This is a genomic window from Aeromonas sp. sif2416, assembly GCF_019218665.1.
Classification (GTDB): domain Bacteria; phylum Pseudomonadota; class Gammaproteobacteria; order Enterobacterales; family Aeromonadaceae; genus Aeromonas; species Aeromonas encheleia.
The window spans coordinates 49,770-64,842 of the sequence record NZ_JAHUXC010000006.1; the positions used below are offsets into that span (position 1 = coordinate 49,770).

14 protein-coding genes are annotated in these 15,073 nt (G+C 62.8%); 10 read left to right on the plus strand and 4 right to left on the minus strand.

What is annotated here, in order from left to right; genetic code table 11:
- Positions 1-6: 6 nt before the first annotated feature.
- From KW821_RS12935 to queG, 4 genes are all read right to left on the minus strand, one after another.
- Positions 7-660, minus strand: a complete 654-nt coding sequence (locus tag KW821_RS12935) for a methionine ABC transporter permease (protein ID WP_218291732.1) — start codon at positions 658-660, stop codon at positions 7-9.
- Positions 641-1,684, minus strand: a complete 1,044-nt coding sequence (gene metN / locus KW821_RS12940) for a methionine ABC transporter ATP-binding protein MetN (protein ID WP_042654256.1) — start codon at positions 1,682-1,684, stop codon at positions 641-643. The genes KW821_RS12935 and metN overlap by 20 nt, the downstream gene beginning before the upstream one ends.
- Positions 1,685-2,284: 600 nt before the next feature.
- Complete coding sequence (gene ppgK / locus KW821_RS12945) at positions 2,285-3,025, minus strand: polyphosphate--glucose phosphotransferase (protein ID WP_218291733.1); 741 nt, start codon at positions 3,023-3,025, stop codon at positions 2,285-2,287.
- An 84-nt stretch (positions 3,026-3,109) separates the two neighbouring features.
- Entirely contained in the window at positions 3,110-4,237 is a 1,128-nt protein-coding gene (gene queG / locus KW821_RS12950; RefSeq protein ID WP_218291734.1) for a tRNA epoxyqueuosine(34) reductase QueG, read from the minus strand.
- 132 nt (positions 4,238-4,369) lie between these two features.
- On the opposite strand from queG, the gene KW821_RS12955 reads away from it, so the two are divergent.
- From KW821_RS12955 to KW821_RS13000, 10 genes are all read left to right on the plus strand, one after another.
- Positions 4,370-5,872: an NAD(P)H-hydrate dehydratase gene (locus tag KW821_RS12955; protein ID WP_218291735.1), complete on the plus strand. Its 1,503-nt coding sequence runs from the start codon at positions 4,370-4,372 to the stop codon at positions 5,870-5,872.
- 17 nt (positions 5,873-5,889) lie between these two features.
- Positions 5,890-6,363 (plus strand): tRNA (adenosine(37)-N6)-threonylcarbamoyltransferase complex ATPase subunit type 1 TsaE, encoded by a 474-nt coding sequence (gene tsaE, locus KW821_RS12960; RefSeq protein ID WP_218291736.1) that lies wholly within the window; start codon positions 5,890-5,892, stop codon positions 6,361-6,363.
- 23 nt (positions 6,364-6,386) lie between these two features.
- Entirely contained in the window at positions 6,387-7,889 is a 1,503-nt protein-coding gene (locus tag KW821_RS12965; RefSeq protein WP_256353479.1) for an N-acetylmuramoyl-L-alanine amidase, read from the plus strand.
- Positions 7,890-8,028: 139 nt separating this feature from the next.
- Entirely contained in the window at positions 8,029-9,888 is a 1,860-nt protein-coding gene (gene mutL / locus KW821_RS12970) for a DNA mismatch repair endonuclease MutL (protein WP_218291738.1), read from the plus strand.
- A gap of 118 nt (positions 9,889-10,006) precedes the next feature.
- On the plus strand, positions 10,007-10,903 hold the full coding sequence (miaA, locus tag KW821_RS12975; RefSeq protein ID WP_218291855.1) for a tRNA (adenosine(37)-N6)-dimethylallyltransferase MiaA: 897 nt from the start codon (positions 10,007-10,009) through the stop codon (positions 10,901-10,903).
- Between the two features lie 72 nt (positions 10,904-10,975).
- On the plus strand, positions 10,976-11,239 hold the full coding sequence (gene hfq / locus KW821_RS12980) for an RNA chaperone Hfq (protein ID WP_033128769.1): 264 nt from the start codon (positions 10,976-10,978) through the stop codon (positions 11,237-11,239).
- Between the two features lie 63 nt (positions 11,240-11,302).
- Positions 11,303-12,589 (plus strand): ribosome rescue GTPase HflX, encoded by a 1,287-nt coding sequence (gene hflX, locus KW821_RS12985; RefSeq protein WP_218291739.1) that lies wholly within the window; start codon positions 11,303-11,305, stop codon positions 12,587-12,589.
- Between the two features lie 91 nt (positions 12,590-12,680).
- Positions 12,681-13,832, plus strand: a complete 1,152-nt coding sequence (hflK, locus tag KW821_RS12990) for an FtsH protease activity modulator HflK (protein WP_042654328.1) — start codon at positions 12,681-12,683, stop codon at positions 13,830-13,832.
- Between the two features lie 3 nt (positions 13,833-13,835).
- Positions 13,836-14,720, plus strand: coding sequence for a protease modulator HflC (gene hflC / locus KW821_RS12995; protein WP_042654247.1), 885 nt, complete (start codon positions 13,836-13,838; stop codon positions 14,718-14,720).
- A gap of 89 nt (positions 14,721-14,809) precedes the next feature.
- On the plus strand, positions 14,810-14,998 hold the full coding sequence (locus tag KW821_RS13000) for a DUF2065 family protein (RefSeq protein ID WP_042654246.1): 189 nt from the start codon (positions 14,810-14,812) through the stop codon (positions 14,996-14,998).
- Positions 14,999-15,073 lie beyond the last annotated feature (75 nt).

The following is a 15,073-nucleotide window of genomic DNA, read 5'->3' on the forward strand; positions in this document are numbered from 1 at the left end:
CGACTATTAACGATGATCACATTGTTTGACCAGGCGCTCACCTGCGCTCTGGATGAGTTGAACCAGCACTACCAGAATGACCACGGTGACCAGCATGACGGTTGGATCGAAGCGCTGGTAACCGTAGCGAATACCCACATCCCCCAGACCACCACCACCGATGGCACCGGCCATGGCGGAGTAGTTCACGAGCGTGACGAGCGTGATGATGATGCTGTTGAGGATCCCGGGCAGGGCCTCTGGCAGCAGCACCTTGGCGATGATTTGCAAGGGTTTGGCACCCATGGCCTTGGCGGCCTCGAGCAGGCCGTCCGGCACCTCCATCAGCGCCCCTTCCACCAGACGGGCGATGAAGGGGATGCAACCGACGGTCAGCGGCACTATGGCGGCTATGGTGCCGATGCTGGTGCCGACGATCAGCCGGGTCAGCGGAATGATGGCGACCAGCAGTATGATGAAGGGCACAGAGCGGCCGACGTTGACTATGATGCCGAGCGTCTTGTTCAGCAGCGGGTTGGCCAGGATCTGGCCGGCCTTGGTCACGTGCAGTGCCACGCCGAGCGGCAGCCCGAGCAGGCAGCCAAACAGGGCGGAGGCAAACACCATGATCAGGGTGTCGCCGAGGGCCGTGAACAGCAGATTAATCATTGCTTCGGACATAGCCCATAACCTCCAGCTGAATGTGGTTGTCGATGAAGAACTGCTGGGTGGCCTCGCACTGGGCCTCGTCCCCGAACAGCTCGGCCAGCAGGAAGCCGAACTTGACCCCGCCGGCGTACTCGATGTCGGCACTCAGGATGCTGATATCGATGTTGAAACGGCGGCTCACCTCGGAGATCAACGGCGAATCGACCGTGCTGCCGGTGAAGCCGAGCTTGACCAGCGGATAGCTGTTGGCCACCCGCTCGGGGCTCATCCTGTCCTGATACTCCTGCGGTACCTCCAGATGGATGGTGGAGTGGATGAAGTCACGGGCCAGCTGGGTCTTGGCATTGCTGAAGAACCAGGCCACCTCGCCCTGCTCGATCAGGCTGCCGTCGCTGATGATGGCCACCTCGTCGCAGATCCCCTTCACCACGTCCATCTCGTGGGTGATGAGCAAGATGGTGAGCCCCAGCTTGAGGTTGATCTCCTTGAGCAGGCTCAGGATGGAGCGGGTGGTCTGGGGATCGAGCGCCGAGGTGGCCTCGTCACAGAGCAGCACCTTGGGGGCCGGCGCCAGGGCGCGGGCGATGGCGACGCGCTGCTTCTGACCACCGGACAGCTCGGATGGATAGGCGTGGGCGCGGGCCTCCAGCCCGACCAGGGCGAGCAGCTCCTCGACCCTCGCCTGGATCTGCGCCTTGCTCCAGCCCGCCAGCTCCAGCGGGAAGGCGATGTTGGCGAACACGGTGCGGGAGGCGAGCAGGTTGAAGTGCTGGAAAATCATGCCGATCTGACGACGGGCCTGGGTCAGATCCCGCTCGGGCAGGGCCGCCAGATCCTGGCCATCGACAAAGACCTGGCCCTGGGTGGGGCGCTCCAGCAGGTTGACGCAACGAATAAGGGTGCTCTTGCCGGCACCGGAGGCGCCGATCACCCCGAAAATCTTGCCTTGTGGCACATGCAGGCTCACGTCACGCAGGGCGTGCACGGCGTCACTGCCTTTACCGTAGACTTTGTTGAGACCGATCAACTTAATCATGGATTCTTCCGTGCTAACAGCCTTAAAGCACAGGGCGCTACAGGCGGGTGAATTGGGCAGAGGTTTCACTGGGTTGCTCTGCCATCATGGAGGATGATGCTAAGATGTCCGGATGGCTGTGTCAACGCATGTTTCTACGTCTAGACGTCTAAAAAAATGCTAAGGATTCCTGCCGGATGACTATGGAAAGTGGTGATTTCGCAGGTGGCGATATCGGATTTCGTTTTTTTTTAAAATGCCGAATATAAGCTGGTTAATGCAGGTTAAATGCCTGTTTTGTTAGCCAGCGCCAGAGCCGACTCTCTCCCCGTCTTCATCACCCGTGCTTAAGGTCGCATAGATACTGGCACCTTGTCCCCTGCTCTTTTTTGAGCCATCCCCTTGATGAAGAACAATAAATAACCAGTCACGCCAGCAGGGGCGGGGCCTTGGGGAGGCGTGGCGAGCCATCGGCATCCTGGCTCGGGAGCAGAGAGAAGGGTTGAGCAGGCCGGTTTGGGGTTGCGCCCCGCTGATCGCCCGCCGCCCAATGACAGAGGCCCGGCATGTGCCGGGCCTCTGTCATCTATAGGAAGTGGATCACTATAAGGGGAAGTAGACTCAGCCCCCTTGCTCCACGGCATGGAGTGCCGCCCCTATGATGCCGGCCTGATTGAGACTGGCCGCGGCGACCAGCGGGGCCCGGGTCTCGATCCTGTCGATGAACTTGTCGAGCTTGGCGGCGCTGCCGCCCCCCAGGATGAAGAGGTCGGGGGAGAACAGGAACTCCAGTCTGGCCAGATACTTGTTGAAACGCTTGCCCCAGCGGCTCCAGGAGAGATCTTCCCGCTTGCGGGCGGCGTCCGAGCAGTAGTGCTCGGCGACCATGCCCTCCAGCATCAGGTGACCCAGCTCGGTGTTCGGCAGCAGCTGGCCGTTGACGAACACGGCGGTGCCGATGCCGGTGCCGACGGTGATGAGGATGATGACCCCCTTGCGATCCCGGCCGGTGCCGAAGCGCATCTCGGCAAGGCCCGCCGCATCGGCATCGTTGAGCACGTGGCAGGGCAGACCGGTCACATCCGCAAACAGGTGGGCGGCATCTGTCTCGACCCAGCTCTTGTCGATGTTGGCGGCACTCTTGGCGATGCCGTTGTGAATGATGGCGGGGAAGCCGCAACCCACGGGCCCCTTCCATTCGAAGTGCTCGACCAGCGCCTTGAGGGTGTGGGCGATGGCGGCCGGGGTAGCCGGTTGCGGGGTGGCCAGGCGGTAACGTTCACCGATGAGCATGCCCGTCTTGGTATCGACCAGGCAGCCCTTGATCCCGGATCCCCCTATATCTACTCCCAACATCTGCATCAGAGTGTTCCTTTTTAGTGTGCCGAGGGTCAAACGTCGGCAGAGCATGAAAAAATGACCCGCATCCGGCAAGGGGCAGATCACTTAGGCGTGATCCGGCAGACCTTTTTCGATGCAGCGGATCAACAAGCGAGTCTTTTTGCTGTCATCCTGCTGGCGTTGGGCCAGGGTCGCCAGCGCCCACTCGATATGTTCGGCCACCATGGTCTCGGCCGCGCCGAGCGCCCCTTGCAGGGCGTCGCTCACCGTTGCGGTGGCCGGGCCGTTGCCGAGCGCCACCGCCAAGTTGCGGCGCCAGCGTTGATAACCGATGCGGCGGATGGGGCTGCCCTCGGTGTGCTTCAAGAACTCGGCCTCCGACCACTGCCAGAGGTCGAGCAGGGGCGGGCGGTGCAGATTGGGGCGAGGGTTGAAGTCGGGCTCCGGGCTCACATCAGCATAGCGATTCCAGGGGCAGATCAGCTGGCAGTCGTCGCAGCCATAGATGCGATTGCCCAGCAGGGGGCGCAGCTCCAGCGGAATGGGCTCGTCGCTCTCAATGGTGAGGTAGGAGATGCAGCGCCTGCCATCCACCACATAGGGCGCGACGATGGCGCCGGTGGGGCAGATGTTGATGCAGGCCACGCACTTGCCGCACTGTTCTTTCTCCACCGGGGCGTCCATCGGCAGTGGCAGATCGACCAGCAACTCCCCGAGGAAGAAGAAGGAGCCGGCCGCTTCGTTGAGCAGCAGCGAATGCTTGCCCACCCAGCCGAGCCCCGCCTTGGCCGCCAGCGGGCGCTCCAGCACCGGGGCCGAGTCGACGAAGGGACGCCAGCCTAGCGTCTCGCAGCGCTGCTCGATGCGCTCCCCCAGCTGCTTGAGCCGGTTGCGCAGCACCTTGTGATAGTCGCGGCCGAGCGCATAGCGGCTGATGTAGCCCAGGGTGGGATCGCGCAGGGTGGCGGCAAAGCCCGCCTCGAAGGGGAGATAGTTCATCCGCACCGACAGCACCCGCAGGGTGCCAGGCAGCAGCTCATGGGGCCTGGCCCGCATCATGCCGTGGCGGGCCATGTAGTCCATGCTGCCGTGATAGCCGGCGTCCAGCCAGGCCTGCAATCTGGGCTCCTCGACGGCGAGATCCGTGTCGGTGATGCCGACCTGGTCAAATCCTAGCTCGCGTGCCCAGAGCTTGATATCTTGGGCCAGTTGCTGAAGTTCGGTGGCCGTCATGCTGCCTCATCTGCCTGCAGGCGGAGGGTCTGCATCCATGGGCGATAATGTGGCAAGGGCCGGGCATCGTCATGCCGGGTCATACGCCGGGCGGGGAGCCGGGCCACTAGAGGATGAAGGTCGGGAGCCGTCATGGTACAGGTTATCGAGGATGCTATCAGCGGGAAAGAAGGCACCAGTTTAGCACAGCCGCTGTGGCGGGCCGAACAGATCCGCACGCTGGAGCAGCGCTGGGCCCGGCGCGAAGGGTGCGACACCTATGAGCTGATGACGCGGGCCGGCGCGGCCCTGCTCTGCTACGCCAGCCACCACTGGCCCCAGTGCGGCAACTGGTGGATCTTCGTCGGCCCCGGCAACAATGGCGGCGACGGCTATGTGCTGGCGCGCCTCGCCAGACGGATCGGCCTCGATCCCCTGGTGATCGCCGCGCGGGCCCCCGGCCTGCTGACCGGAGATGCCAGACGGGCCGCCGATGAGTGGCTAGGCGCTGGGGGCAGCGTGCAGCTGGTCGACGAGCTCGAACTCTCGTCGCTGACGCCACCGGATCTGGTGATAGATGCACTGCTCGGCACCGGTGTCCATATCCCCCTCTCCCCTTCCATGACAAAGATCGTCGCAACAATCAATGGCTTGAATGCCCCCGTACTGGCGGTGGACCTGCCCTCCGGGCTCAACGCCGACACCGGTCGCGCCATGGGCGCCCTGGTGCGCGCCACTCGCACCCTCAGCTTCATCGGCATCAAGCAGGGCATGCTGACCGCCGACGGGGTGGACGGCGTCGGCCAGCTCGACTGCGACAGCCTCGGGGTGACGCCGGACGCCGACCTTGTCCCCGCCGCCGAGCGGATCGATTACCCCGCCCTCAAGTCCCTGCTGACCCCGCGCCCACGCTCGGCGCACAAGGGCCGCAACGGCAGGGTCCTGCTGGTGGGGGGCAACCTGGGCATGCAGGGGGCCATACTGCTGGCGGGGCTGGCCTGCCTGCGGGCGGGGGCCGGTCTGGTGCGGCTGTGCCAGCACCCGAGCCATGGCGCCGTCAGCCAGGTGCAGCCCGAGCTGATGAGCGGGCAAGCCGGCATCGACGAGGACTGGGCCGAGGTGAAGGTGGTGGGGCCCGGGCTCGGTCAGGACGAGTGGGGACGCGCCCAGTACGAGCGGCTGGTCAGGGCCGACGGGGCATTGGTATTGGACGCCGATGGATTGAATTGGCTGGCGCAGGGGCCCCGTCATCAGGATAATTGGGTGCTCACGCCCCACCCCGGGGAGGCGGCCCGTCTGCTGGGCTGCACCATAGCCGAGATCGAGACGGATCGCTTCGCCGCCGTCGCGCGGCTGCAGCGGCGATACGGCGGCGTCGTGCTGCTCAAGGGGGCGGGCTCGCTCATCTGCGACGGCCAGCGCATCAGCCTCTGCGATGAAGGCAACCCCGGCATGGCCAGTGGCGGCATGGGTGACCTGTTATCTGGTATAATCGCCGCCCTCCTGGCACAGGGCTGGTCTGCCAGCATGGCAACCCGGCTGGGGGCCGTGATCCACGGCGAGGCGGCCGATCTGGCTGCCGCCGAGGGGGAGAGGGGCATGCTGGCATCGGATCTGCTGCCCTGGATCCGCCGTCTGGTCAATCCGACACAGTAACAAGTAACAAGAAGAACATGGCAAAAACGTTGATGATGACACTGCCGGATGAGGCAGCAACAGTGGCACTGGGTGGCCGCCTGGCACAGGCGTGCCAGCAGGCGACCACGGTATTTCTGCACGGCACCCTGGGGGCCGGCAAGACTACCCTGACCCGCGGTTGGGTGCAGGGGCTCGGCCATCAAGGCAAGGTTAAGAGTCCAACCTATACCCTGGTCGAACCCTATGAGCTGGACCGCTGGCAGGTCTATCACTTCGACCTCTATCGCCTTGCCGATCCGGAAGAGCTGGAGTTCATGGGGATTCGGGACTATTTCGGCGCCGATACCCTCTGCCTGGTCGAGTGGCCGGAGAAAGGGGAGGGCTGGCTGCCGTCCCCGGATCTGGAGATTACCCTGACGTATGTACACGAGCAGCGCGAGGCCCTGATAGCGGCCCGCACTGCTATCGGCGAAGCCATTCTGGAACGGTTGTCATCTCAGTGCGCTTGATCCTTGTTATTGTCCTCTCCTTGATGGCCTTACCCTCCTGGGCGAATCAGCTCAAGAGTGTGCGGGTCTGGCCGTCGCCGGATAACACCCGGGTGGTGCTCGACATGAGCAGCGCCCCCAATTTCAACTACTTCACCCTGAGTGGCCCGAGCCGGCTGGTGATCGACCTGAAAGGGGCGAGCAACGCCGCCAATCTGACTCGCATCGGGAACAAGAGCGAGCTGGTGCGCAAGATCCGCGAGAGCACGCCCCTCGAGAAGGGCAGCCTGCGTCTGGTGCTGGATCTCAGCTCCACCATCAAGCCGGTGGTGTTCCCGCTGGCACCGGCGGGTCCCTACGGTCACCGGCTGGTGATCGACCTGCCCTATGAAGAGAAGGGGGCCACCACGGCCCAGGCCGCGCCGGTCGGCGGACATGGCAAGGCCATCGTCATCGCCATCGATCCGGGCCATGGCGGGGAAGATCCGGGCTCCATAGGTCCGCGCCGCACCTACGAGAAACGGGTGACCCTGGCGGTGTCGCAGAAGCTGGCGGCGCTGATCGATCGCGAGCCGGGCATGCGCGCCGTGATGACCCGCCGTGGTGACTACTTTGTCGACCTGAACAAGCGCTCCGAGATCGCCCGCAAGGCCAAGGCCGATCTGCTGGTGTCGGTGCATGCGGACAGCTTCCACAACTCCACGCCGCGCGGCGCCTCGGTCTGGGTGCTGTCGACCAACCGCGCCAACCGCGAGATGGGCAGCTGGCTGGAGAAGCAGGAGAAACAGGGCGAACTGCTGGGCGGGGTAGGCAAGGTATTGGCCGAATCTGACCCCAACCCCTATCTGGCGCAGACCTTCCTCGATCTCTCCATGGACAAGTCCAGGGCCGAGGGTTATGACGTCAGCCGCCAGATCCTGCGCTCCATGGGCAAGGTCGCCCGGCTGCACAAGAAGGCGCCGGAGCACGCCAGCCTGGCGGTGCTCAAGGCGCCGGATATCCCCTCGGTGCTGGTGGAGACCGGCTTCATCTCCAACCATGGGGAAGAGAAGCTGCTGGCCACCGCCAGTTATCAGGATCAGCTGGCGCGCGCCATCTTCGAGGGGATCCGCAACTACTATCGCAGCCACCCGACCAAGGGCCCAATGATGACCGGCAAGGGCCAGCAAGTGGCCAGGAGCAGTCAGCCGGCGGCGAAAATGGCGGTGGTTGCGGCCGCGCCCCAGCAGCAGGTGACCAACCGCATGCCGGCGACGGTGCCGAGCCGCAGCAATGACGGCGGCGCCCCGGTCAGCAGCGTCAGCGGCGGATCCGGCGCCGGGGTGATCAAGCCCTATTCGGTGGCGTCCAAGGAGCCGAGCGTGCCGGTCACCAGCGCGCAGAGCAACGACAAGTCCAAGATGATCCGCCACGTGGTCACCCGTGGCCAGAGCCTCTCCCGTCTCGCCGAGAAGCACGGAGTGAGCCAGGCGAAGCTGGTCGAGATCAACAAACTCAAGTCGCGGGACATCCAGATTGGGCAGGTGATCTATATCCCCCAAGGATAAGAATCGGGAGCCAGCGATGGCGATCCCTATTTTGGCCCCCATTCTGGCCAAGCAGATTGCCACCGGCGAGGTGGTGGAACGGCCAGCCTTCGTTGTGAAGGCGTCTGGATCCCGCAAGATGAAACGTCAGGAGTAAACGATGCCGATCCGTATTTTGCCGCCGATCCTGGCCAACCAGATTGCCGCCGGTGAGGTGGTGGAACGGCCCTCCTCCGTGGTGAAGGAGCTGGTGGAGAACAGCCTGGATGCGGGCGCCGACCGGATCGAGGTCGACATCGACAAGGGCGGCGCCAAGCTCATCCGCATCCGTGACAACGGCAGCGGTGTGCCCAAGGACGAGCTGGTGCTGGCGCTCTCCCGCCACGCCACCTCCAAGGTGGCAACCCTGGATGATCTCGAGGGGATCAACAGCCTCGGTTTTCGGGGGGAGGCGCTCGCCTCCATCAGCTCAGTCTCCCGCCTCACCCTGACTTCCCGCACCCAGGAGCAGACCGAAGCCTGGCAGGCCGAGGCGCAGGGGCGCGAGATGAGCGTCACCATAAAGCCGGCGGCCCACCCGGTGGGCACGACGGTGGAGGTGGTGGATCTCTTCTTCAACACCCCGGCCAGGCGCAAGTTCATGCGCAGCGAGAAGACCGAGTTCGCCCACATCGACGAGCTGATCCGGCGCATCGCGCTCTCCCGCTTCGACTGCACCCTGATCCTGCGCCACAACGGCAAGGTGGTGCGCCAGTACAAGTCCGCCAACACGGTGGCGGAGCAGGAGCGCCGCCTCGCCGCCGTCTGTGGCACCCCCTTCATGCACCACGCCCTGGCGGTGGAGAGCGAGCACAGCGACGTGCGCCTGCGGGGCTGGCTGGCGCTGCCGGCGGGGGCCCGGCCGCAGAACGATCTGCAATACACCTACGTCAATGGCCGCATGATGCGCGACAAGCTGATCAATCACGCTATCCGCCAGGCCTATGACGAGCTGCTGCCGGCCGACCGCTTCGCCGCCTATGTGCTCTACATAGAGCTTGATCCGCACCAGGTGGATGTGAACGTCCACCCGGCCAAGCACGAGGTGCGCTTCCACCAGGCCCGCCTGGTGCACGACTTCATCTTCCAGGCTCTGTTCACCGCCCTGCGCCGCGAGGCCCCGGCCGCCGAGGCGCTGGCCGAGAGTCAGGTCGAGCTGCCAGCCAGCCCGCAGATAGAATACCCTGGCCAGGCGCCCCGCCCTGAGTGGTACGGCGCCGAGCACAGCTATCGGGCCCCGGCCCCGACGCGGGAGGTGCGGGAAGGGGGCGTGGCTCACGCCGGCAGCTATCAGCCGCCCGCCCCCCCCGGCCGCGAGGCGATGCGCGGCATGGGCGCCCTGCTCACCACCCTGCCGATGGCGGGTGACGCGGCTGTGGCGACGCCGACCGCCGGTGCCACGACCAGCCCGTCGCCGCAGGGTTGCCGCGCCCTGACCCTGGTGGAGCAGGCCTACCTGCTGCTGGAACGCAACGGCCAGCTGGCGCTGCTCTCCCTGGTACGGGCCGAGCGGGTGCTGCTGCGCCACTGGCTGCTGGAGGCCTGGGGCCAGGGGCTGGCGGCGCAACCCTTGCTGCTGCCGGTCTCCTTCAAGTTGCCGAAAAACCTGATTGCGCTGGTGGAGGAGCAGGAACGTTTGCTCAAACGCATCGGGCTGGAGTTGAAAAGCGGTGGGCGCGACACCATGATCCTGACTCGGGTGCCGGCGCTGTTGCGCCAGACCGATCTGGTTAGGCTCTTACCCGAATTGCTGCAGTTAATCGAGAGCGGATCTGACAGTGATGGCAACCAGCTGGCCGAAGTAATATGCCAATGGCTGGTGGAGCAGGGCATAAGCTCTGAAAAAATATATGATTTTTCAACGGCCAGTCGTTTACTGACGGAACTTGTGACCGATTTCAGTGACCAACTGGCAGACATTCGCATGGTACGCCCCCTGTCGTTGGCGACCGTGTTGGAAGAGTTTGCCCATGGCGGCTGATTCGCCACGGGCCAACGCCTTCACACAATGGCTAGTTATCGCACCCTGTGCCTGTTGTTGTGGGCAGACGTGCTAGAGGAACCTAAACGTGGCTGACTTGCCGAACGCAATTTTTCTGATGGGGCCGACGGCCTCCGGCAAGACGGATCTCGCCATCGCCCTGTGTCAGGCGCTGCCCTGCGACATCATCAGCGTGGACTCCGCGCTCATCTATCGCGGCATGGATATCGGCACCGCCAAGCCCAGTGCCGCCGAGCTGGCCCAGGCACCCCATCGGCTGATCGACATCCTGGATCCGGCCATGAGTTATTCGGCGGCGGATTTCTGCCGCGACGCCCTGCGCGAGATGGACGAGATCGCCAGGCGTGGCCGCATCCCGCTGCTGGTGGGGGGCACCATGCTCTACTTCAAGGCGCTGCTGGAGGGGCTCTCACCACTGCCGCCTGCCGACCCGGCCATCCGCGCCGTGCTGGAAGAAGAGGCGGCCCGCCTCGGGTGGCAAGCCCTGCACGATGAGCTGGTGCGCATCGACCCGGTCGCCGGGGCGCGTATCCACCCCAATGACCCGCAGCGGCTGAGCCGGGCCCTGGAGGTCTATCGCATCAGCGGCAAGACGCTAACCGAGTTGACCCAGGTGCAGGGGGAAGGATTACCCTACCGGGTGCACCAGTTTGCCATCGCGCCCTCCGATCGCGCCGTGCTGCATCAACGTATCGAGCAACGCTTCGATCTGATGCTGCAAAACGGCTTCGAGCAAGAGGTGCGCGGCCTGTTTGAGCGGGGGGATCTCACCCCCGACCTGCCTGCAATTCGCTGCGTTGGCTACCGCCAAATGTGGGACTACCTGGCAGGGGAAGTGGGATATGATGAGATGCGTTATCGTGGCATTGTTGCCACCCGCCAATTGGCCAAGCGTCAGATGACCTGGTTGCGCGGTTGGCCCAACCTGACCTGGTTGGAATCTGGTGAGTCTGGCAATCTGGCAAGGGTCTTAGCCTGTGCTGGTGCGGCTTGACACTCCCTGTATAATCAGGTTGTTATATTGATATCCGGTGTTTAAAAACAACAAACTATAAGGAAAAGAAAGATGGCTAAGGGGCAATCTCTCCAAGACCCGTTTTTGAATGCGCTGCGCCGTGAGCGGATTCCTGTTTCTATTTATTTGGTCAACGGCATCAAACTGCAGGGTCAGATCGAATCGTTTGACCAGTTTGTCATTTTGCTGAAAAACACCGTGAGCCAGATGGTTTACAAGCACGCCATTTCCACAGTGGTGCCGGCCCGCGCCGTCAACCATCACCAGCCCGCCCCGGGCGCCGCCGGTGAAGAACAGGGTGAAGCCGAGGCGTGATATCCCGCGGCGAGCCGACTCGCCAACTCAGATTCATCATGAGACCCGTTAAGGAGCAAGCGCTTGTTTGACCGTTACGAAGCTGGTGAACAGGCCGTTCTGGTACATGTCAACTTCAGCGATGAGGGTGAGCGGGAGGATCTGGAAGAGCTCAAGATGCTGGTGAGCTCGGCCGGGGTGAATGCGCTGGGGGTGGTGACTACCAGCCGCAGCGCTCCCAGTGCCAAATTTTTTGTCGGTAGCGGCAAGGCTGAAGAGATCGCGTCCCAGGTACAGATGCTGGGTGCCGACGTGGTCATCTTCAACCATGCCCTGACCCCTGCCCAGGAGCGCAACCTGGAGCGTCTGTTCCTGTGCCGGGTGGTGGACAGAACCGGCCTGATCCTGGATATCTTCGCCCAGCGCGCCCGTACCCACGAAGGCAAGTTGCAGGTCGAACTGGCCCAATTACGTCATCTTTCTACTCGCCTGGTGCGAGGCTGGACCCACCTCGAGCGTCAGAAGGGCGGGATCGGTCTGCGCGGCCCGGGTGAAACTCAGCTTGAAACCGACCGACGCCTGTTGCGGGAACGCATCAAGGCGATCCTGCGTCGGCTCGACAAGGTGGCGAAGCAGCGGGAGCAGGGCCGTCGTGCCCGCAACCGCAACGAGGTGCCAACCGTTTCTCTGGTGGGCTATACCAACGCCGGAAAGTCCACTTTGTTCAACCAACTTACAGATGCCAGCGTGTATGCTGCCGACCAATTGTTCGCAACTCTGGATCCCACCCTGCGTAAATTGGTGATCCAGGATGTGGGTGATGTGATCCTGGCGGATACAGTTGGATTTATTCGACACTTGCCCCATGATCTGGTCGCGGCCTTCAAGGCGACGCTGCAGGAGACCCGCGAAGCGGACCTGCTGCTGCACGTCGTGGACTGTGCCGATGAGCAGATGCAGGAGAATGTCGATTCGGTGCAGACAGTCTTGGCCGAGATCGAGGCGGACGACCGTCCCCAGCTGATGATCTGTAACAAGATAGACAAGCTGGCCGATCGTCCGGCCGGCCTGGAGCGGGATGACGAGGGTCGTCCACTGCGGGTCTGGCTGTCGGCCCAGACCGGTGAGGGGAGCGAATACCTGTTCGCGGCCCTGACCGAATTGCTGGCCGGATCCATGGTCCATCACACCCTGCAGTTGCCGCCCTCGGCCGCGAGATTGCGCAGTGCGCTCTATCGGCTGAAAGGCATCGAGCAGGAAGGTTTCAGTGAGGAGGGGGATTTTGTCCTGGAGGTGCGCTTGCAAGTGGCCGACTGGAACCGCCTCATGAAACAAGAAGGTGAGAGTTTACAACGCTTTATCAGGCATTGATGGTCGATGAAGATGAAGGCTTAGCGGCTTCGTCAACGATCGATGGCCCGGTAGAGATGATATCCATCCGCATGTATTAATGGAGACGCTGATGGCTTGGAATGAGCCTGGAAACAACGGCAAAGACCGTGACCCTTGGGGGAATAACGGCAAGAATCAGGGACCCCCTGATCTGGATGAAATGCTGCGTAAGGTGAGCCGTCGGTTCGGTGGCCTGTTCGGTGGTGGCAAATCGGGTGGTGGTGATGTAGGCAAGTTTGGCCTCTCCATCGCACTGGTTGTGGCCGTGGTGGTGTGGGTCGTCAGCGGCTTCTACACCATCCGTGAAGCCGAACGCGGGGTGGTACTGCGCTTTGGGGAGTATTCCCATAACGTGGATCCCGGCCTGCGTTGGAAGCCGACCTTCATCGATCGGGTGATCCCGGTGGACGTCGAGTCTGTACGCTCCCTGCCGGCCTCTGGCTTCATGTTGACCCAGGACGAGAACGTGGTCCGGGTCGAGATGGACGTGCAGTATCGCGTGGTCGATCCGGAGCAGTATCTGTTCAGCGTCACCAATGCCGACGAGAGTCTGAGCCAGGCCACCGACAGCGCCCTGCGCTACGTGGTGGGTCACACCAAGATGGATGACGTCCTGACCACGGGTCGGGAAAAAGTCCGTCAGGAGACCTGGCAGGTGATCGATGGCATCATCGAGCCCTACCAGATGGGTCTGCAGATCGTCGACGTCAACTTCCTCCCGGCTCGTCCGCCAGAAGAAGTGAAGGACGCCTTCGATGACGCCATCTCCGCCCAGGAAGATGAGCAGCGCTTCATTCGTGAAGCGGAAGCCTATGCCCGTGAAGTGGAGCCAAAGGCCCGCGGCTCGGTCAAGCGTCTGGAACAGGAAGCCGAAGGCTACAAGTCCCAGATCGTGCTGAAGGCCAAGGGTGAGGTCGCCCGCTTCAACGAGCTGCTGCCCCAGTATCAGTCTGCCCCCGAGCTGACTCGCGAGCGTATCTACCTGGAAACCATGGAAGAGCTCTATCAGCAAGCCAACAAGGTGCTGGTCGACATGCCTGCTGGCAACAACAGCATGATCTACCTGCCGCTCGACAAGCTGTCTGGCAAGGCGAATGCCGTGCAACCGGCACGTCCGGCGGGCACACCTGCGGTGGAGCCGGCCCAGCCGTCCAACGAAGGGGCTAATTCCACCCCGACGCCGCTGCGTGGCGGTGACCGTTTCAGCACAGGGAGAAACTAATAGATGAAAAAAATAGCTATTGGTGTCATCGCTGTGGCCGCCATGGTCTGCTTCTCTTCCGTCTTCATCGTCGATGAAGGGCAGAAAGGGATAGTCGTGCAGTTTGGCAAGGTGAAGCGGGTTGACTCTGGTGAGCCCCGCCTCTTCGAGCCGGGCTTGCACTTCAAGGTGCCGGTGATTGACCAGGTTCGCAAGATGGATGCTCGCATCCAGACTCTGGAAGGTCAGGCGGATCGCTTCGTCACCTCGGAGAAGAAAGACCTCATCATCGACTCCTATGTGAAGTGGAAGATCGAGGACTTCTCCAAGTACTATCTGGCAACAGGTGGTGGCAACAAGATCCAGGCCGAAGACCTGCTCAAGCGCAAGATCAACAACGGTCTGCGTTCCGAGATCGGTAACCGTACCATCAAGGACATCGTCTCCGGTGAGCGCAGTACCGTGATGGAAGATGCCCTGATGAAGATGGCGCGCTCCTCCGAGCTCGGCATCAAGGTGGTGGATGTGCGGATCAAGCAGATCAACCTGCCGGTGGAAGTCTCCAGCTCCATCTATCAGCGGATGCGTGCCGAGCGGACCGCCGTGGCCCGTGAGCATCGCTCCCAGGGCCGCGAGCAGGCCGAGATCCTGCGTGCCGACATCGACCGCAAGGTGACCGTCATGATCGCAGACGCCGAGCGTAACGCGCGTCAGCTGCGTGGTGAAGGGGATGCCGAGGCCGCCAAGATCTATGCCGACAGCTACAAGAAAGACCCCGAGTTTTTCAGCTTCGTGCGTAGCATGGAGGCCTATCGCAAGAGCTTCGCCGGTGGCAACGACCTGATGGTCCTGAAGCCGGACAGCGAGTTCTTCCGCTACCTCAAGTCGCCTCACGGCACCAAAGAGTAAGACCAGAGGGCCTGAGCATTCAGGCCCTTTCGCATTATGGCGCCAAGCCACCTGCCGAGCGGGTGGCTTTTTTTGTGCAAGGAGAGAGGATGCTGACATCCATGCTGATGGGATTGGGGCTGCTGCTGTTGTTTGAAGGGCTGGGCCCCTTGCTGATGCCCAGAGCCTGGCAGCAGATGCTGCGCCTGCTCGGCGATCAGCCGCCGGAGCAGTTGCGCCGCATCGGTGGCTGCCTGGTGGTGGCGGGGGGCGTGATCCTCTGGGCGCTGGCTCATTGAGCCGTAGAAACGGAAGCTGTGCCGCAGCGCAGAGCATAAAAAAGAGGCCGATGGGCCTCTTTTTCATTCGCTGTT